Source organism: Sphaerisporangium perillae (assembly GCF_023276435.1).
GTDB classification, from domain to species: domain Bacteria; phylum Actinomycetota; class Actinomycetes; order Streptosporangiales; family Streptosporangiaceae; genus Sphaerisporangium; species Sphaerisporangium perillae.
Map to the genome: position 1 here is coordinate 77615 of NZ_JALLPO010000022.1, position 18422 is coordinate 96036.

At 71.6% G+C, this 18422-nt stretch carries 18 protein-coding genes; 9 read left to right on the forward strand and 9 right to left on the reverse strand.

Annotated elements, in window-relative coordinates:
• Positions 1-92 precede the first annotated feature (92 nt).
• The 4 genes from MYF83_RS22250 (at position 93) to MYF83_RS22265 (ending at position 7203) form a co-directional block, all read left to right on the forward strand.
• Positions 93-2036: a hypothetical protein gene (locus tag MYF83_RS22250; RefSeq protein WP_248962516.1), complete on the forward strand. Its 1944-nt coding sequence runs from the start codon at positions 93-95 to the stop codon at positions 2034-2036.
• Between the two features lie 62 nt (positions 2037-2098).
• Positions 2099-5182 (forward strand): ATP-binding protein, encoded by a 3084-nt coding sequence (locus MYF83_RS22255; RefSeq protein WP_248962517.1) that lies wholly within the window; start codon positions 2099-2101, stop codon positions 5180-5182.
• Positions 5183-5267: 85 nt separating this feature from the next.
• A complete protein-coding gene (locus MYF83_RS22260; RefSeq protein WP_248962518.1) occupies positions 5268-6497 on the forward strand; it encodes a MurT ligase domain-containing protein in 1230 nt (409 codons plus the stop codon).
• Positions 6487-7203: a type 1 glutamine amidotransferase gene (locus MYF83_RS22265; protein ID WP_248962519.1), complete on the forward strand. Its 717-nt coding sequence runs from the start codon at positions 6487-6489 to the stop codon at positions 7201-7203. Before MYF83_RS22260 ends, MYF83_RS22265 begins: the two co-directional genes overlap by 11 nt.
• A 66-nt stretch (positions 7204-7269) precedes the next feature.
• Here the strand turns inward: MYF83_RS22265 and MYF83_RS22270 are convergent, their stop codons facing one another.
• Positions 7270-7632 (reverse strand): DsrE family protein, encoded by a 363-nt coding sequence (locus tag MYF83_RS22270; RefSeq protein ID WP_248962520.1) that lies wholly within the window; start codon positions 7630-7632, stop codon positions 7270-7272.
• Between the two features lie 98 nt (positions 7633-7730).
• Here MYF83_RS22270 and MYF83_RS22275 point away from each other — a divergent pair, with 98 nt between their 5' ends.
• The 3 genes from MYF83_RS22275 (at position 7731) to ygfZ (ending at position 10362) form a co-directional block, all read left to right on the forward strand.
• Positions 7731-8219, forward strand: a complete 489-nt coding sequence (locus tag MYF83_RS22275; RefSeq protein WP_248962521.1) for a heme-binding beta-barrel domain-containing protein — start codon at positions 7731-7733, stop codon at positions 8217-8219.
• A gap of 459 nt (positions 8220-8678) precedes the next feature.
• Positions 8679-9092 (forward strand): Fur family transcriptional regulator, encoded by a 414-nt coding sequence (locus tag MYF83_RS22280; protein WP_248962522.1) that lies wholly within the window; start codon positions 8679-8681, stop codon positions 9090-9092.
• A 154-nt stretch (positions 9093-9246) separates the two neighbouring features.
• Entirely contained in the window at positions 9247-10362 is a 1116-nt protein-coding gene (gene ygfZ, locus MYF83_RS22285; RefSeq protein WP_248962523.1) for a CAF17-like 4Fe-4S cluster assembly/insertion protein YgfZ, read from the forward strand.
• 42 nt (positions 10363-10404) lie between these two features.
• Here ygfZ and dtd read toward each other — a convergent pair whose 3' ends face one another.
• From dtd to MYF83_RS22300, 3 genes are all read right to left on the reverse strand, one after another.
• Positions 10405-10830 (reverse strand): D-aminoacyl-tRNA deacylase, encoded by a 426-nt coding sequence (dtd, locus tag MYF83_RS22290; RefSeq protein ID WP_248962524.1) that lies wholly within the window; start codon positions 10828-10830, stop codon positions 10405-10407.
• A gap of 19 nt (positions 10831-10849) precedes the next feature.
• Positions 10850-11353, reverse strand: a complete 504-nt coding sequence (locus MYF83_RS22295) for a cupin domain-containing protein (RefSeq protein WP_248962525.1) — start codon at positions 11351-11353, stop codon at positions 10850-10852.
• A gap of 214 nt (positions 11354-11567) precedes the next feature.
• Complete coding sequence (locus tag MYF83_RS22300) at positions 11568-12047, reverse strand: RrF2 family transcriptional regulator (RefSeq protein WP_248962526.1); 480 nt, start codon at positions 12045-12047, stop codon at positions 11568-11570.
• 126 nt (positions 12048-12173) lie between these two features.
• On the opposite strand from MYF83_RS22300, the gene MYF83_RS22305 reads away from it, so the two are divergent.
• The gene (locus MYF83_RS22305) at positions 12174-13130 is read left to right on the forward strand and encodes an asparaginase (RefSeq protein ID WP_248962527.1); all 957 of its coding nucleotides are present in this window, start codon (positions 12174-12176) and stop codon (positions 13128-13130) included.
• Positions 13131-13211: 81 nt separating this feature from the next.
• Here MYF83_RS22305 and MYF83_RS22310 read toward each other — a convergent pair whose 3' ends face one another.
• Together MYF83_RS22310 and MYF83_RS22315 are read right to left on the reverse strand one after the other, a co-directional pair.
• Positions 13212-14834 carry a DUF2207 domain-containing protein gene (locus MYF83_RS22310; protein ID WP_248962528.1) on the reverse strand — a complete coding sequence of 541 codons (1623 nt, stop codon included), beginning with the start codon at positions 14832-14834 and terminating at the stop codon, positions 13212-13214.
• Between the two features lie 52 nt (positions 14835-14886).
• Positions 14887-15333 (reverse strand): hypothetical protein, encoded by a 447-nt coding sequence (locus MYF83_RS22315; protein WP_248962529.1) that lies wholly within the window; start codon positions 15331-15333, stop codon positions 14887-14889.
• A gap of 238 nt (positions 15334-15571) precedes the next feature.
• On the opposite strand from MYF83_RS22315, the gene MYF83_RS22320 reads away from it, so the two are divergent.
• Positions 15572-16810 (forward strand): alpha/beta hydrolase family protein, encoded by a 1239-nt coding sequence (locus MYF83_RS22320; protein WP_248962530.1) that lies wholly within the window; start codon positions 15572-15574, stop codon positions 16808-16810.
• 7 nt (positions 16811-16817) lie between these two features.
• Here MYF83_RS22320 and MYF83_RS22325 read toward each other — a convergent pair whose 3' ends face one another.
• From MYF83_RS22325 to MYF83_RS22335, 3 genes are all read right to left on the reverse strand, one after another.
• Positions 16818-17147, reverse strand: coding sequence for a DUF2516 family protein (locus MYF83_RS22325; RefSeq protein WP_248962531.1), 330 nt, complete (start codon positions 17145-17147; stop codon positions 16818-16820).
• A 310-nt stretch (positions 17148-17457) separates the two neighbouring features.
• Complete coding sequence (locus MYF83_RS22330) at positions 17458-17904, reverse strand: hypothetical protein (RefSeq protein WP_248962532.1); 447 nt, start codon at positions 17902-17904, stop codon at positions 17458-17460.
• Positions 17905-17907: 3 nt separating this feature from the next.
• Complete coding sequence (locus tag MYF83_RS22335; RefSeq protein ID WP_248962533.1) at positions 17908-18390, reverse strand: helix-turn-helix domain-containing protein; 483 nt, start codon at positions 18388-18390, stop codon at positions 17908-17910.
• Between the last annotated feature and the right edge of the window lie 32 nt (positions 18391-18422).

Here is an 18422-nt window from a genome sequence, read left to right on the forward strand (position 1 = left end):
TACCTCATACGCTGTCACAGGCGGAGAGCGGACCACGCGAACAAGCCGGCAAGCTCCCCAGCAAGCGCGACCATTGATCAGGTGGAGGTCCGGTGGCGGACGTGCACCCAGAGCATGCGCAGCTGCAGGCTGACCGGATCTACCTGGGCTGGCAGTACGCGATGCTGTTCCCGGACCCCGGCCCGCCGCCCAAGCGTCCCTCGCCGGCGGAGATCCCCGAAGATCCCATCGTGGTCGACCCGGCCTGGGTGCGCCGGGAGCGTCTCCAGGAGGACCTGCTCAACCGTCCCGTGAAGATCGTCGGGATCTTCATGGCCATCCTCGCCATGCTCATTCTCGCCCTCGGCGTCACCGAGATGATGGGCTGGCCGTTCGTCGTCATCGGGCTGGTCGCCACCGGAGGCATCGCCGCCATCTGCGGGTACGCCGTCCACCAGGGCGAGCGCGCGCTGCGTTCGCGCATCCGCGAGCAGGAGTCGCGGGCCGACAAGCGGCGCGCGCTGCGCGAGCGCGAGCTGTTCGACGCCCAGGAAGAGCACGCCGCCCGCTACCGCGAGTGGGCCGCGAAGAAGGAGCAGCACGACAAGCAGCTCACCTGGTACGCCGTGGCCGTGCCCGACGAGATCGACCGCATCGACGTGGCCGGTGGCACGCTCCCGGGCTGGTCCGCGCTGATCACGCTGCTCGGCGCCACTCGGCTCTACAGCGGCGGCCACCTCACCGTCCTCGACCTGTCCGAGGGCGCCATCGCCAGGGACCTGATCGAGCTGGCCAGGCGCGGCGGCGACGACCCCCTGGTGTGGGTGCTGCCGGTCGATCTGCCGCGGCTCGACCTCGGCGCGACGCTGCCGCCGGAGGCGTTCGCCGACGTCCTGGCGCACGTGGTGAGCGTCAGCGAGGAGCACCGCACGACCCGCGACCTCAGCTTCGACAACGCGATCCTCGAACGGGTGCTTGAGGTGCTCGGCGAGAACGCCACGATCAACCAGGTCACCGCCGCGCTGCGCGCGCTCGCTCAGGTCGGCGACCCCCGCGACGACCTGCGGTTCGGCCTGCTCACCGCCACCCAGCTCGAACGCATCGGCACCCTGTTCGGCCGGGGCGTGACCGACCGCGTGGTCATCGAGCGGGCCTGGGCCCTTGAGTCCCAGCTCCGCAAGCTGGAGACCCTCGGCTCCGAGGCGGTACGGCTGCCGCCGGCGCGGCTGCGCGTGGTCTCCATGGACCGCCAGGCGGGGGTGTTCGGCAACCGCGTGCTCGGCACCTACGTCGCGACCGCGCTCACGCACATCCTGCGGCAGTCGCCGGCCTCCGAGCGGCCCTGGTACCACACGATCATCGTCGCGGGCGCGGACAAGCTGCGCGGCGACGTGCTCGACCGGCTGATGGACGCCTGCGAGACCTCCCAGACCGGCCTCGTGCTGACCTACCGCTCCCTCACGCCCACGGTCAGGGAGCGTCTCGGCAGGGGGCACGCCGCCGTCGCGTTCATGCGGCTCGGCAACGCCGAGGACGCCCGGGTGGCCAGCGAGCACATGGGCACCGAGCACCGCCTGGAGCTGGCGCAGCTCACCGAGACCATCGGCCCCACCGTGGACGGCCTCAACGGCTCCTACACCTCCACCGTCGGCGACGGGGCCGGCCGCGCGGGCCAGGCGGAAGAGGAGAAGGGCGAGGGGGGCCTCAGGGAGGGCATCACCGAGTCGACCGAGTGGGGACGCAGGGCCAGCAAGGCGATGGGGGAGGAGCGCGTGCTCCACCGCAGTCGGGAGTTCCTGGTCGAGCCGCACCAGCTCCAGCAGCTCCCGACGACCTCGGTGATCGTGACGCATGCGACCGCCGAGGGACGGCAGGTCAGGCTCGCCGACGCCAACCCGGCGATCCTCACCTTCCCCAAGACCACCCTGGGGGAGTTCGAGGAGGTACGCCGGGTCATGCTCACCCCGCCCGAGCCCGAGCAGGAGCTGGAAACCGACCCATTCCCGCCCAATCTCGGCCCCCCGCCGGAGCGGCTGGACTGGAGAAGAACGCATTGAACAGGTAATCCCCTGGCAAACGTCAGTGGCATAAGGGATGCGAGCTTGATATGCAGGCAAGCGTGTCCTCCGCAGCGCCTAGCGCGCCGTTCCCGCTGAGTGGTCCTTGGTACCGCATCCAGGCGATCACGGCCCCCTCGCGTAGCTCGTCGGCCGAGTGGGATTTCGTCACCGTCCTGCCCGCCGTGCTCTCCGCCGCCCAGCGCAACCGGCCGTTCGTCATCGGCTGGCTGTCCCGGGGGTCGGGCGCGCCGCTCGAACTCATCACCAACGCCGGTCCGCTCACCCCGCCGCGCCCGCCGCGCCGCGCTTCCAGCGCCACCGTCGAGGAGCCGCCGCAGGGCCCGCAGCCGCTGCTGTTCCCCGGTGGCGCGCGGGGCATCGAGATCGGGGACGACTGGCTCGCCGACCTCGCCGACCTGGCCTGGACGCCCTGCCCCGGCCGGCAGGCGCCGCCGCTGAACGGCCGCAGGGAGCCGGGTCCGGACGACCTGCTGCGCCCGACGCTGTTCGAGTCCACGCTGGTCACGCTGATGTCGCGCCCGTTCGCCTGGCTGGTGGTGGCCGAGCCCACCGACCTGCTGGACGCCGAGGTCGCCCACCTGCGCACCCAGCTCAACGTGCTGCGGCAGTACGGCGACGCCTCCGAGCGCAGCCGGTTCGACGCCGAACGGGCCGAGCGGCGCATGCAGGAGCTCGACGCCTTCCGCGAGGCCGGGCTGTGGAACGTTCGAGTGCTGGCCGGCGCGGCGGGCCCCGACGAGCTGCGCCAGATCGCGCCGGTGCTCGTCGGATCCGTCGAGATGAGCCACCACCCCTACCGGCTGCGCAGCGCGCTGTCGCTGCCCATCCTGGCCGGGTTCGGCCGGTCCGGCGCCGTCGAGCCCCTGTACGGCTTCGCCGAGGCGCTCGGTGTCACCCTGCAGGACCCGGCGGACGGCGCGGCGGCGCCGTTCGCGGCCACCGCGGGCGCCCTGGCCGCCCTGGCGGGGCTGCCGCGCCGGGAGGTGCCGGGTGTGCGGGTGCTGGACGCCGGGTTCTTCGACGTCACCAGCGAGGCCGACGTGCGCAACACCGGAGAGCCGGTGCTCGACCTGGGCGCGATCATCGACGGGCAGGACCGCGCCGTCGGATCGTTCCGGGTGCCGCTGGCGACGCTCAACCGGCACGCGTTCGTCACCGGCGCCACCGGGTCCGGCAAGTCGCAGACCGTCCGCCACCTGCTGGAACAGCTCACCGAGGCGGGAATCCCTTGGCTCGCGATCGAGCCTGCCAAGTCCGAGTACGCCGCGATGGCCGGGCGCGTCGAGCACCTTTCGCCGCTCACGGTGATCAACCCGTCCGCGCCCGACAACGTGCCGTTCAGCGTCAACCCCCTGGCCCCCGAGCCGGGCTACCCGGTCCAGGCGCACATCGACATGGTGCGGGCGCTGTTCATGGCCGCCTTCGACGCCGAGGAGCCGTTCCCGCAGATCATGTCGCTGGCGTTGCAGCGCGTCTACGAGGCCAACGGCTGGGACGTCGTCACCGGCGGCGGAATCCCGGGGGCGGCGGTGCAGCCCGCCGTGCCGACGCTCGAGCAGTTACAGACGCACGCCCTGGAGGTCATCCAGGAGATCGGGTACGGCAACGAGGTCCAGGCCGACGTCGAGGGCTTCATCAGCCTCCGGCTGCGCAGCCTGCGCGTCGGCTCGGCCGGCCGGTTCTTCGAGGGCGGCCACCCCGCCGACATCGGCGGGCTCCTGCAGCGCAACGTCGTGTTCGCGATCGAGGACGTCGCCAACGACGAGGACAAGGCGTTCCTGATGGGCACGCTGATCATCCGCATCGTCGAGCACCTGCGGATGCGCGCCCGCCAGGAGAAGGCCAAGGGGCTCCAGCACGTCATCGTCATCGAGGAGGCCCACCGGCTGCTGCGCGACCGGGGCTCCCAGCGGGCGAGCACGCACGCCGTCGAGCTGCTCGCGGGGATGCTCGCCGAGATCCGCGCGTACGGCGAGGGCATCGTCGTGGCCGAGCAGATCCCGACCAAGCTCATCGCCGACGTCGTCAAGAACACCGCGCTGAAGGTCGTGCACCGGCTGCCCGCCGAGGACGACCGCAGGCTCGTCGGCGCCGCCATGAACCTCAGCGAGGAGCAGTCCCGCCAGGTCGTCTCCCTCCAGCCGGGCATCGCCGCCGTCTTCGCCGACGGCATGGACCGCCCGCTGCGCATCCAGGTGCCTCTCGGCGAGGAGCGCGAGCACACCCTGCTCGGCCCGATCCCGCCGATCCGCGGCCGCAGGTCGGCCGCCTGCGGGCACGAGTGCATCACGGGGAAGGCCTGCACGCTGTTCGAGCTGCGCGAGGCCGACCTGCTCGCCGACGCACCCGAGTGGGCGTGGCTGCGCATCTGGACCGACACCGTGGTGCTCGCCTTCTGCGCCAACCGGTCCCTGCCGGGCGTGCCGCGCGTCCTCGCCGACATCTGGGCCGAGCTTCCGCCGAGGCGCCGCGAGTGCCTGCTGGCGACGCTCGTGGAGCGTTCGGTCGCCCGGCGGGCATGGTCGCTGCGCACGTTCTACGACCCGGCGCTGCTCACCGTGAAGGCCGCCGAGGTGGCGGCGGGCCTGCTCGACCCGGGCGAGGACGCCAAGCCCCCGGCCGGGGAGCGCCCGGGCGCCGCGTGGGTGATCCCGCAGGTCCGCTGGGTCCACGAGGTCGACCGGCTCTTCCCCTACGGCCATCCGGCGCCGAACCTGCGCAGTCCCGCGCCCGCGATGGAGTACGCCCTGTTCGGCACCGACCCCTCCGGCCGGCCGTACCCGCACCTCGGCGTCAACGGGTCGGGGGCCGTGGACGCCATGGCCCGCACCGAGCTGCTCGGGCACCGGGCGAAGGCGCTGCGCCATCACCCGCTGTCCATGGAGATGGACCGCAACCGCGCCCTGGCGTGGCGGGTGCTGCTCGGCGACGACGAGCACGAGGGCATCGAGCGGGACTTCGCGACCGTCGCCATCGGCGTCGAGCCGCGTGACCGGGTGCGGCACATCGCCCAGACGATGGGCGCGGCCTGGCTGGAGACCGTCCTGTCGTGGCCCCGCCGCTTCGTCCTGCCTTTCGAGGGCGGCGCCGAGAACCAGGCCGAGCTGTCCTTCCTCGACTGATGATCGAGGTGACGGCGTGGGCGCGAAGGACGGCTTTGGGCGCTCATGAGGGACTCTTCGCGCGGGCCCCACTAGGATCTCGGGCATGACCCAGCTACCGCTGCGGGCTCAGCTCGCGAGTGCACTCGGGCGTACGGCTGCCACCCTTTCCCGGGTCACCGGGCGCGGCGACGGATCGGTGATCGGGGGGCGCGTCGGGCTGATCCTGGAACCGGACCTGCTGCGCAAGCTGGCCGCCGACCGCAAACTCGTGCTGGTCAGCGCCACGAACGGCAAGACCACCACGACCCGTCTGATCACCTCCGAGCTGCAGGAGCTCGGCGAGGTCGCCACCAACGCGTTCGGCGCGAACATGCCGGCCGGGCACGTGTCGGCGCTGTCCCAGGCCAAGCAGGCGCCGTTCGCGGTGCTGGAGGTCGACGAGAAGTACCTCCCCGAAGTGCTCGACACGACCGGCGCGAGCGTCATCTGCCTGATGAACCTCAGCCGCGACCAGATGGACCGCGCGGCCGAGATCTGGCTGCTGGCCCAGAAGTGGCGGCGCGCCCTCGCGGGCAAGGACGTCCATGTGATCGCCAACTGCGACGATCCGCTGGTGACCTGGGGGGCGTCGACCGCGAGCCAGGTGACCTGGGTGTCGTGCGGGCAGCCGTGGAAGGAGGACTCCTGGTGCTGCCCCGAGTGCGGCGGGCCGCTCGACCGCAAGGGCGACGACTGGGCGTGCCGCGAGTGCACGTTCCGCCGCCCCGAGCCGACGTGGGTGCTCGACGATGACGCGGTGATCGACCCGCGCGGGCAGCGCTGGGTGCTCGACCTGCGGCTTCCCGGCCGGGCGAACCGCGCCAACGCCGCCATCGCCCTGGCGACCGCCGAGCTGTTCGGGCTGCCCGCCGAGCGCGCCCTGCCGAGGCTCCGGGAGGTCACCTCGGTCGCCGGCCGGTACACCATGGTCGAGCGTGACGGGCGGGCGCTGCGGCTCCTCCTCGCCAAGAACCCCGCCGGCTGGCTGGAGGCCTTCGAGGTGTCCGACCCCGGCCTGCCGATCATCCTGTCGGTGAACGCCCAGGGGCCCGACGGCCGCGACACCTCGTGGCTGTGGGACGTGGACTTCCGCATCCTCAACGGCCGGCCGGTCTACGTGACCGGTGAGCGGCGGCTCGACCTGGCGCTGCGCCTGGACGTCGCGGGGGTGCCCTTCCAGCTCTGCGAGTCCTTCGACGAGGCCGTCGCCGCGCAGGCGCCCGGCCGGGTCGACGTGATCGCCAACTACACAGCCTTCCAGCAGATTCGAGCGGAGTTCGGCCGTGCCGTCTGACAGCGCCCTGCGCATCGTGTGGATCTACCCGGACCTGCTGAGCACGTACGGCGACCAGGGCAACGCCCTGATCCTGGAGCAGCGGGCCCGCAAGCGGGGCATCCCCGTCGAGACCGTCTACGTCCGCTCGGCCGACCTGGTGCCCGACTCGGGCGACATCTACCTGATCGGCGGGGGGGAGGACCGGCCGCAGATCCTGGCGGCCGAGCGGCTGCGCCGCGACGGCGGCCTCGAGCGGGCGATCGACCGCGGGGCGTCGCTCCTCGCGGTCTGCGCGGGCTACCAGATCATGGGGTCGGTGTTCGGCGGCGAGGAGGGCCAGCCGGTGGCGGGTCTCGGGCTGCTGGACATCGAGAGCTCGCGCGGGCCGGCCCGTGCGGTCGGCGAGCTGGCGGCCGAGGTGGACACCGGGCTCGGCGGTCACATGCTGACCGGCTTCGAGAACCACATGGGCGTCACGCGGCTGGGTCGCGGCGTGCGGCCGCTGTCGCGCACGGTCGTCGGCACGGGCAACGGCGACGGCACCGAGGGGTGCCACGCGGGCAAGATCGTCGGCACGTACCTTCACGGCCCGGCGCTGGCACGCAACCCCTGGCTCGCCGACGTGTTCCTCAGCTGGGCGGCCGGTTATCCCTTGGCGCCCATCGACGACACCTGGTACGACCGCCTGCGGGACGAGCGCCTCAAAGCCGTCCTGCCGCGCTAGCGGGCCGCCGTTCGCCGGGCGGCCGCTCGTTCCCGTCAGGAGTGGTGCTCGTATGCCGTGGGCGGGTCAGTAGACCAGGGCCTGTACGCCCTCGCCGAGGGCCTCCTCCACGAAGGTCGGCGCGCCCGCGATCCGGACACCGCCGATCAGGTCGCCCGGGCCGATGTTCCGGCGTGCCGCGCACTGCGTGCACACGGTGACCGTGCCGCCGGAGAGCACGATGTCGAGCAGGTCCTGCAGGGGAGTCGCCTCGGGCAGGCTGAACTCCTTGGCCCGGCCGGGCACGCCGAACCAGGCGGACTCCCCGGTCAGCCACAGGGAGACGGGCACGCCGCTCGCCACGGCCGCGGCCGCGACGGTGAACGCCTGATTGCAGCGCTCTGGGGCATCCGAACCTGCTGTCACCTTTATCACCATTGATCGTGCCATGGCTTGAGCCTATGCGTGGACGGCGGCGCTCCACCAGGCGATTCCCCCCTTGATGCCGCCGTGCGCGACCACCAGGCGGGCATTTAGGCTCATGTCTCATGGACTCTCAGTCAATTCATCCTGACCTCGAGCCGATCGCCTTCCTGCTGGGCAGGTGGGAGGGGGCCGGAGTGGGCGGCTACCCGACGATCGAGAGCTTCCGGTACGGCCAGGAGATCGTCTTCGAGCACAACGGCAAGCCGTTCCTGAGCTACCAGAGCAAGACCTGGCTGCTGGACGACGAGGGGAACATGGTCAAGCCTCTCGCCACCGAGTCGGGGTACTGGCGGGCGCTTCCGGAGCGGCAGCTGGAGATCCTGCTCGCCCACCCCACCGGCATCGCCGAGATCTACCTCGGCGAGGTGGCGTTCCACAAGATCGAGATGCGGACCGACGTCGTGGCGCGCACGGCCACAGCCAAGGAGTACACGGCGGGCCACCGGCTCTACGGCCTGGTCAACGGGAACCTGATGTACGCCTACGACATGGCGGCCGAAGGGCAGCCGCTGACGTCCCACCTGTCGGCGGAGCTGAAGAAGGTCGGCTGAGCGGCCGCCACCCGCGGGCGGTGCCGTCACGCCGGGTGGTGGGGGAAAAGAAAAGAACCCCGGGCGTACTCCGTCTCATCGGGAGACGGGCCGACTGGACCATGGGGGGAGGGAACTCCCCCCGTCGGCTGCCCGGGGTTCCGGTGTCTGTCTTGGATTCGCCGGACGCCGCCGATGCCCCGAGAGGCACGACGCCTGGACGAGAGGTCCTGACTGGCGATGTCCTAGCGGACAGCCACCTCGCTAGCCCAATAATGATTAACCATTGTTTGGACCACCTCCCTTCTGCGTGCTTCGTAAGCTATGCGAGGTCCTCCGGCGGAGGCAAGCGAATATTTACGGCGGGCCGCAACGAGCCGCACGGCGCTCCGCAGGCAGGGGAGGGGCAGTCCCTGGGTCCCGCGTCCATGGCTCGCACGCCGACCTCTCCTCCCCCGCGCTGCTCGTAGACTCAGGTGCATGACCGGGACATGGCACGAGGAGCTGCGTGCGCGCGGTTACCGGGTGACTCCGCAACGACAGTTGGTGCTGGAGGCGGTGACCCGGCTCGGCCATGCCACGCCTGAGGACATCTGCGGCCAGGTGCAGGAGACGGCGAGGGGGGTCAACATCTCCACCGTGTACCGCACGCTCGAGCTTCTCGAAGAGCTCGGCATGGTGACCCACACCCATCTCGGGCACGGCGCCCCCACCTACCACCTGGCGAGCAAGGCCGACCACGTCCATCTGGTCTGCCGGGGCTGCGGCGAGATCACCGAGGTCCGGCCCGAGCTGGTCGGAGGGCTGGTCACCACGCTGGACGACCAGCTCGGCTTCGAGACCGACGTCCATCACCTGACGGTGTTCGGCCGGTGCCGCGACTGCCGGCCCTGAAGGGTCACGACGCGCTCGCAGACGGGCCTGATCGGGACGGATCTGCGGGCCGTCCTGGAGTTGGGATCGGACACCTGACGCTGTTCCCGGGCTGTCAATGGCACGCCCTGCACCCTCGGGGATGGGAACGCCCGGGGCGCAATAACCTTGGGGCATGCGAAGCCCTCTGCTGGACACGCCAGGAGCAGTAGCCGCCGAGTCCCCCGACGACGCCGTCGCCGCCCACTACGGCGAGCCGTACGCCGAGCAACGGGCGCTGGCGAGCGGGCTGGCCCTGGTCGACCGGAGCAACCGCGAGGTCGTCCGCATCTCCGGGCCCGACCGGCTCGACTGGCTCAACAACCTCAGCTCGCAGAAGCTCGACACGCTGGCGCCCGGCACGCCGTCGCAGACGCTGCTCCTCGACGCGCAGGGCAGGCTGGAGCACCACCTCACCCTCGTGGACGACGGCGAGTCCGTCTGGGCCCACGTCGAGCCCGGCACGTCGGGCGCGCTGATCGCGTTCCTTTCGAAGATGCGGTTCATGCTCCGCGTCGAGGTCGCCGACCTGACCTCCGACTACGCCGTGGTGACCGTCCTGCCCCCGGGCGCGGACGCCGCCGAGGGGCCTGGCACGGACGGTCCCGCGGCCTCCCAGCCCGCCCCGGGTGCGGGCGTCACCTCCCTCGCGCCGGAGGGGGCCATCGCGCTCGGCGGCGACCTGCTCGTACCGCGCGACCGGCTCGCCGGGCTCCCGCTGGAGCTCGGGCTGCGCCTCGCGGGCCTTTGGGCGTACGAGGCGCTGCGCATCGAGGCGCACCTTCCCCGGGCGGGGTTCGAGACCGACCACAAGACGATCCCGCACGAGGTCGGCTGGATCGGCGCGGCCGTCCACCTGTCCAAGGGCTGCTACCGGGGCCAGGAGACCGTCGCCCGGGTGCACAACCTCGGCCACCCGCCGCGGCGCCTGGTCTTCCTGCACCTCGACGGCAGCGCCGACAGGCTCCCGCCGCACGGGGCGCCGGTGACGCTGGGCGTCGGCTCTCCCAGCGAGGCCGACCCGGAGGCCGCGGCCGAGGGAAGCGCGGTGCCGGGCCAGATCGGGTTCGTCGGCTCCGCCGCCCGCCACTACGAGCTCGGCCCGATCGCGCTGGCCGTGGTGAAGCGCACGGTCCCGGTCGACATCACGCTGCTGGCCGGCGGCGTCGCGGCGACCCAGGAGGTCATCGTGCCGCCCGACGCCGGGCGCAACGTGTCGATCGACCCCGCCCTCCGCCGCCGCATCCGCTGACGAGCCGCCTCGCCCGTCGTCCGGGCGAGGCGGGGGAGACGGTCAGATCTCGATGATGAGCGTGATGGGGCCGTCGTTGACGAGCTCGACCTTCATGTCGGCCCCGAACACGCCGGTCTCGACGCGGGCGCCCAGGGACCGCAGCTCGGCCACCACGGCGTCCACGAGCGGCTCGGCCACCGGGCCGGGCGCCGCCGCCTGCCAGGTCGGGCGGCGGCCCTTCCTGGCGTCGCCGTAGAGGGTGAACTGGCTGACCACCAGCAGGGGCGCGCCGATGTCGGAGCAGGACTTCTCGCCGGACAGGATGCGCAGGCCCCAAAGCTTGGCGGCGAGCCGCGCGGCCTCCGCGGGCCCGTCGCCGTGGGTCACGCCGACCAGCACGAGCAGGCCCGGCTCGTCGATGGCCCCCACGGTGTGCCCGTCGACGACCACCGACGCGGAGCTCACCCGCTGAACAACGGCACGCATGGTCCCTGATTCTCCCAGATCAGCCGGCGGCCCTGGCCTGTCGCCAAGCCTCGCTGTCGACGTAGTGGTTGTCGAACCGCTCGGAGGTGGCGCGGATCTCCCGGGGGTCAGCCTCCCCCTTGTACACGCGTTCCAGCAGCCGGTAGTAGTCGAAACGCTCGATGCCGGGCGTGAAGGCGACCAGGATCTCGGCCGAGCTTCCCGGCGCGGGGGCGAAGGCGTGCGGCAGGTACGGGGGGACCACGAGGAAGTCGCCCTTGCCCAGCGTGTGGACCAGCTCGCCCGCGAGCAGCCGCAGCGAGCCGTCCAGGACGAAGAAGATCTCGGTGGCGCGCGTGTGGAAGTGCGGCGGCGCGCCGGGGGAGCCCTCGCGGAGCGTGGCGCCGTTGGCGGTCAGCGCGCCGCCCGTCGCGCTCGCGTCGGCCAGCAGCGTGATGAGGCTGGTGGGGCCGTCGTCGATGGTCTCGGCGTCCGCCGCGCGCACCAGGACGGGGTTGTGGTCGGTCCGGCCGGTCGATGACATGGTCACTCCTGTGGGGTCGAAGGTGAAGAGGGTTGATCGGGTTCGTTGGCCCGCCGCCGGGTCAGGCGGCGCGCTGCCAGGTGCCCATGTAGAGGAAGGTGACGACGACCCCGGTGCCGAGGTCGCTGCGGCGGTGCCGCGACGTTGTATCTTGGATACTGAACATCCAGAATTACCTCCGTGAAAAGCCCCTCCGGGGAGGGGCGGTCTTCGATCAGGGACGTAGGTTGGCGAACCGGTCGCGCGTGCTCGAGGGGGTGTGGGGATACGCGCGCTCGACGGCGGCCTTGAGGTCGGCGATGGTCTGAGCGGCGATTTCGCGCCGCCAGGCCAGGTCGCCTTTGCGCATGGCCTGGGAGATCAGGCAGGTCGTGCGGTAGTCGACGTCCGCCGAGCCGTTCGGCCCCTCCTTGAGGATGCCTTCGCAGCGGAACGCCTCCTCGGCCCCCTCGATCGCGGTCACCACGTCGAGGAGGGTGATGTCCTCCGGCCTGCGCGCCAGCCTGAAGCCGCCACGGGGGCCGGAGATGGACGAGAGGATCCCCGCGCGGGTCAGGGCCTGCAGCTGCTTGTTCATGTAGGCCGTCGGCAGGCCGTAGAAGGCCGCCAGCCTGGCCGCCGTCACCGCCTCGCCGGGTTCGGCCCAGGTCAGGTTAAGGCAGCTGTGCAGGGCCCATTCCACGCCCTCGTTCATCCGCATATTCTGGACATTACATGTCCAAGATTATCGGCGCAAGCCCGGCCCCCGACCTGACACGGCGGGCCCGTTGTGAACGTGCGTGATCCGCCGTCCGTAAACTCAGGTACGAAGGGAGCTCATGTGTCCGTCGCGCCGTTGATCGTGGAAGTCGTCCGTTCCGGGTTCGTGGAGTCGGTCCATCGCGCCTGGGTGTTCGCCATGGACGCCCAAGGCAGCCCTGCGGTCGTGCACGGTGACGTCGCCGCGGCCGCCTCCCCCCGCTCGTCGATGAAGCCCATCCAGGCGCTCGGCATGCTGCGCGCCGGCCTCGAACTGGAAGGCGAGCTGCTCGCCCTCGCCTGCGGCAGCCACGCCGGGGAGGACTTCCACGTCGGCGGGGTCGCCAAGATCCTCGCGGGCGCCGGGCTGGACGAGAAGGCGCTGCAGTGCCCCGAGGATCTCCCCGGAGACCTCGCGACGGCGCACCGGGTGCTGCGCGCCGGCGGCGGGCCCGCCCGCATCACCATGAACTGCTCCGGCAAGCACGCCGCGATGCTGGCCACCTGCGTGGCCAACGGCTGGCCGACCGGCGACTACCTCCACCCGGCCCACCCGCTGCAACGATCCATCCGCGCCACGGCCGAGGAGCTGACCGGCGAGCGCGTCGCGGCCACCGGCGTGGACGGCTGCGGCGCCCCCCTGTTCTTCTCCTCCATGGCCGGGGTCGCGCGGGCGTTCCGCACGTTCATGCTGGCCGAGCCCGGCAGCCACGAGCGGCGCATCGCGGACGCGATGCGCGCCCACCCGGAGTGGACCTCCGGGACCTCCCGGCCCGAGGTCACGCTGATGCGGGCCGTTCCCGGGCTCATGGTCAAGGCGGGCGCCGAGGCGTTCGACGCCTTCGCCTTCGAGGACGGCCACGCGGGCACCATCAAGATCGAGGACGGGGGCGCGCGGGCACGGGTGCCGGTGACGATCGCGACCCTGCGCGCGCTCGGGCTCGGCCTGGACGCCGCCGAGCTCGACGCGCTCGCCAACCCGCCGCAGTTCGGTGGCGGCCGTCCCGTTGGCGAGGTACGCGTACGCGGCCCGGTCTGACCGCCCGGCCCGCTTCGACCCGCCCGAGCCGGTGCGACCGCCCGAGCCGGTGCGACCGCTCAGGCCGGGCCGGCGGAGGGTTCAGATCGACCGGCGGAACTGCCGGGAGGCCGAGATCGCGCCCGAGGTGGTCAGCGTGAAGGTGCGCATCGAGTCGGCGAACTTCGACAGATCCCACTCGGCGGGGCCGTGGTACCAGTAGAGGTGGTCAGCCTGCCGGCCGTCGCCGTTGAGCGAGGCCACCACCCGCGCCCAGCGGTCGACGTTGTCGAACACCACGGCATAGGGCAGGTAGCGGGAGAACAGCTCGATGCGCTGGGACGCGGGCACCTCGCCGACCTCGCCTGAGGCGAGATAGTCGCGGAAGCCCAGCGTGTGCGCGAGGGCGGAGGCGCCGCGCGCGGTCTTGGCCGGCATGTACTGCCCGCCCACGGCCAGCGCGGCCCCCGCGATGATCAGCGCCAGCCCGAGCAGGCCGTACGTCGTGAACCAGGCCAGCAGCACGGTGGCGAGCACGCCGAGCCCCGTGACGATCACACCGATGGTGGTCCAGCGCGTGCGGACCGAGTCCGGACGCCGGGCGAACCACCCCTGGCCGACGACGTCGCGGTACAGCGCGTCACGCACCTTGCCGAGGCCGGTCGCGAACGAGCCGTGGAGCTCCGACAGCAGCACCGAGTCGCGCCCGTCGAAGATCGCCATGTGCAGCGCGCGCTCGTAGTCGAGCAGGTCGCCCATGGGCGCGTCCGGCACCCGCACCAGCCGCCAGTCGGGGGCGTCGTAGACGCCGCGCGGCTGCTCCTCGATGTGCACGTAGCCGCGCACGGCGAGGTCCACGATGGTGGCCGTCACGTCGATCACGTCGGCCTGCTCGTCGATCAGCGTGCCGATCTGGCCGGGACGCACCCCGTCCGGCGGCGAGAAGTGCCCGTCGCGCAGCGTGGTGACCGGGCTGCCGGCCTCGTGGTCGATGATCCGCTCGTCCCGGCCGCGGGTCCAGTACAGCAGCGCGACGCCGCCGAGGAGCAGCACCAGCAGCGCGGCGAGCGCGCCGCCGGTGACCGGGCTGAGGGTGAAGGCGTTGGAGAGCTCGAACCGCCGCTCGAGGATCGGCTTGCCGCCGCTCGCCCCGGCGGGGAAGCCCGCGACGATGGTCAGCGCCTGGGAGGGGCCGAGACCCTGCTGCTCGAACTCCGCCCGCGTGCCGCTCTCGTCCATCGAGGCCGCGGTGCAGCCGGTGGCCGCGGTCAGGTCGCCGGCGAAGCACGACAGGTTCTGCAGGGGGGCGGGACCGGTCAGCGTCACCACGGCGTTCTCCACCGGGGCCGACCAGCCGTTGACGGCGTACCAGCGCAGCTCCTCGCCGCCGCCGACCGGTGTGACGGCGCCGGTCACGTCGTACTCGATGGTCGCGGTGCCCTTGCCGCCGAGCGTGATGACGTCATCGGCCAGCGTGCCGTCGCCCTTGAAGCCCGAGACGCGGTAGACGCGGTCGTTCGCGTCGTCGTACCTGGTGCGGGTGAGCAGCGTGCGCGTGACCTGGCCGCTGTAGGAGATCTGCTCCTTGACGTGCAGGACGCCACCGGGGCGCAGCTCCACGGTGACGTCCGTCTTCTTGACGCCGTCCGCCGCGGCCTGGGCCGGGGTGGCGACGAGGACGGTCAGCACGATCGCGAGCGCGCAGCGACGAACGAGATCCACCATGGGGCGTCAGCCTAGCGGGCGGCGCGAGACGGCGTAGCGAGACGCCCATGCCTTAACAACGGCCAACAAAAAGGACGACCTGTGCGCCACCGGCGACCGGCGCCACTGGCAGCGCCGTCAGCACCACCAGGAGCAGCGGCGGCTCGTAGATCTGCGGGCCGGCGCGCCGGGACAGGGAGGGCACCGGCCGTGGGGAGGACGCCGGGGGTGGGGAGGGCGCCGGGGGTGGGGAGGACAAGATCTCAAGGGGCGGCGGCACGTCGATGCTGGGAGTCGCGGGGGGCTGGAGCCGCAGAGGCTCGATCAGGCGCGGCCGGACTTCCAGGATATGGCCGCTGCCTGGGAACTTCGCCGCCGCCACCAGCGCGATGACGGTCAGGACGATCGCGAGCGCCGCGTCGGCGACGAGCGCTCTGCGCGACGGCCCGGTGGGGCGCTTCTCCGGGCGCACCACATCCAGCACGTACTGCCGCCAGAGCCGTCGTTCATCTGTCTCCACCGGCACATTGTCACGTCTGACTGCTTATGTCGGCATCTGCCGTAATGACCACTACGGGATCCTTGAGGAGTACATCGCGGGGATGACGTCGCGGCCGGGTCCTCCGCGCGCGGTATCCGATGTCGGTATGACGGCCGACGCGCGTGCGCACCGGCCGCGCCTAGCTTCGTCCTGCCATCAGGCCGTCCACGGATCTTCCCGTCGAGGCGGCCGTCCCGACCGGAAGGACGAACATTCCATGGGTCATGTGATCGAGCCGATCCTCCGTCGCGGCCTGGCCGCGGTTCTCGCCCTCGTGGCCTCGGCCTCCTGCGCGTCCGCGCCTGCGTCGGCGTCCGCCGAGCCCGGCCCCTCCCGGCATCCGTCCGCCGAGCCCGCCTCCGCCGGTTCTACGGCCGCGCCGAGCAGCACGCCGTATCTGCCCAAGCCGACCGGTTCACACCCGGTCGGCACCACGTCCCTGTACCTGAAGGACGTCTCCCGCCCGGACCCGTGGGTCCCTGAGGCGAAGGCGCGGGAGCTCATGGTCTCCCTGTGGTATCCGGCGAAGTCACCGGGCCATCGGCGGGCGCAGTACATGACGCCCAAGGAGTCCGAGCTCCTTCTGGGAGAGGGGGGAATACCCGGCCTGCGGTTGGACGTGCTGAGCGAGACGCGGACCAACGCCTTCACCGACGTGAAACCGGCAGGGCACAAGCGCGGCCTGCCCTTGGTGGTGCTCTCGCCCGGCTTCACCAAGCCCCGCGGCACGCTGACCGCCCTCGCCGAGGATCTGGCGAGCAGGGGCTATGTAGTGGCCGCAATCGATCACACCTACGAGAACGTCGCCACGACGTTCCCCGACGGCCGGGTCACCACGTGCGTCGCGTGCGACAACGACAGCAAGGGCCCGGAGTTCTGGGACAAGCTGGCTGGCGGCCGGGCGGCCGACGTCTCCTTCGTCCTCGACGAACTGACCGGGTCACACCCGAAATGGAAGGGCGCTTCCCTGATCGACCCGTCGCGGATCGCGATGGCGGGCCACTCCGCGGGTGGCGCGAGCGCTCTGGCGGCCATGGCGAAGGACGACCGGTTGCGCGCCGGGATCAACATGGACGGCACCACGTACGGCTCGATCCCGGGGAGCGGGCTGTCGCGGCCGTTCCTGTTCCTGGGAACGCAGGCAAAGCACAGCCCCGGAGGCAGGGACGCGTCGTGGGAGGACGACTGGAAGCTCCTGACCGGGTGGAAGCGCTGGCTGGTGGTGGCGGGCACGGAGCACGCGTCCTTCACCGACGTCGGGCTGCTGGCCGATCAGCTCGGCATCGACTACGGCGCCGACCTGCCCGGGGTCCGTGCCCTGGAGATCACCCGCGGGTACGTCGGAGCCTTCTTCGACCTGCACCTGCGCAAGAAGCCGCAGCCCCTGCTGGAAACCCCCTCGGCGCGCTACTCCGAGGTCAAGTTCTGCGCGCCGGACACGAAGACCTGCGAGTAGGAGCCGCCTACCAGGGTCCGTACGGGCCGCTGTTGCCGCCGCCCTTGCCGATCTCGCCGACAGCCGGCTTGACATCGGCCAGGTACACGCCCGAGCCGATGACCGAGGCGATGGTGAAGATGCTCAGCACCGACAGGTACTGCACGGCGGCGGCGAAGGCGAACAGGGTGGCCAGGCCGAGGATCAGCAGCCACATCTTCTTGCTCAGCTTGCCGGCGACGGCGAAGGCGCGGGCCGGGGTCCTGATCGCGTGGACGAGGGCCCATGCGCACATGCCGAAGGCCGCTACGGCGAGCACCCAGAAAATGAGATCCAGAAAAGTGTGAATCCCGAACATCGCGCCTCTCCCAGGGTCATGTGAACGGCCGGGCTCAGCCTAGCCCGGTCGGGGGACCTTCCGGGCGCCCGTGACGAGCGTCGCGGACCGGTCCGAACGTGCCGGCCGCCGGGGGTCTGCGGCCGGGGTAAGGCCGGGACGGTCGGTCGGGCGGTCGCGCGAGACGGCCGCCCTACACCCATAACGCGCGCGGCCCGTCCCAGGTTCCCGGGACGGGCCGCGCGATCGGTGCGTAAGGCGATCAAGGTGCGAGGGACCGCGGGCGGCGGCCCCCCGCTCCGTGCCCGGACGAGCCGGGCGGGAGCGGAGCTCAGGCCTTGGTGCCGGCGCCGGTGGTGCGGGTGCTCTTGCGGGGCGTGGCCGGTCGGGCGGCGATCGCCGGCTCGGCGCTCGCGGAGACGTCCTCCAGCTCCAGCGCGGCCTCGCCGGTCACCCTGCTGACGACCTTGCGGCCCCGGTTGGCGAACTCGTCGTAGAGCAGCGTCGCCTTGGCCGTGATGGTGTCGGCGTATCCCTTGGCCTTCTCCGGGAGGTCCTTGGCGACGGCCTCGGCCTTGGTCTGGACGGTCGTGGCGTACTTCCTGGCCATGGTGGGCAGGTCGCGCGCGACGGCGCCGGCCTCGGTCCGGCGGGACTGCAGGCGGTGGAACTGCTCGGGGAGCTCGCGGAGCTTCTCGACCGCGTAGTCGCCGACGCCGGCGACGGCATAGAACGGCTTGGACTCGGCGATCTTCTTGACCTCGTCGTTGAGAGGCATGGGTTAACCTTTCTTGGGTTCCGGTTGAATGCGGCCGTTCGGCGAGGAGGTCTCTGTCTCCTCCACGGGAACCGCGTCGACCCCCTGGGGCGCCGGCTCGGTACGGGCGTTCTCGGCAGTCCGCTCCGTGCCGGCCTGCGCCTCGGCTCGGTTCTCCTTGCGAAACGACTCGTAGATATCGATCAGCACCTGGCGTTGCCGCTCGGTGAGAGTGCGGTCGGCCACGATCGCGGCCAGCACATCGCTGTCGGGCTCGCGGTCCTCGATGAGGCCCGCCTGCACGTAGAGCGCCTGGCTGGAGATCCGCAATCCCTTGGCGATCTGGTTCAGGATCTCCGCGCTCGGCTTGCGCAGCCCGCGCTCGATCTGGCTCAGGTAGGGGTTGGAGACCCCCGCCTGCGTGGCGAGCTGGCGCAGGGAGATCTTCGCCTGCTTCCGCTGATCGCGGATGTACTCGCCGATCGAGCCGACCTTCGGTAGTTCCATGCCTCTAGTATGCGTCCCTGTGCTTGCAAATG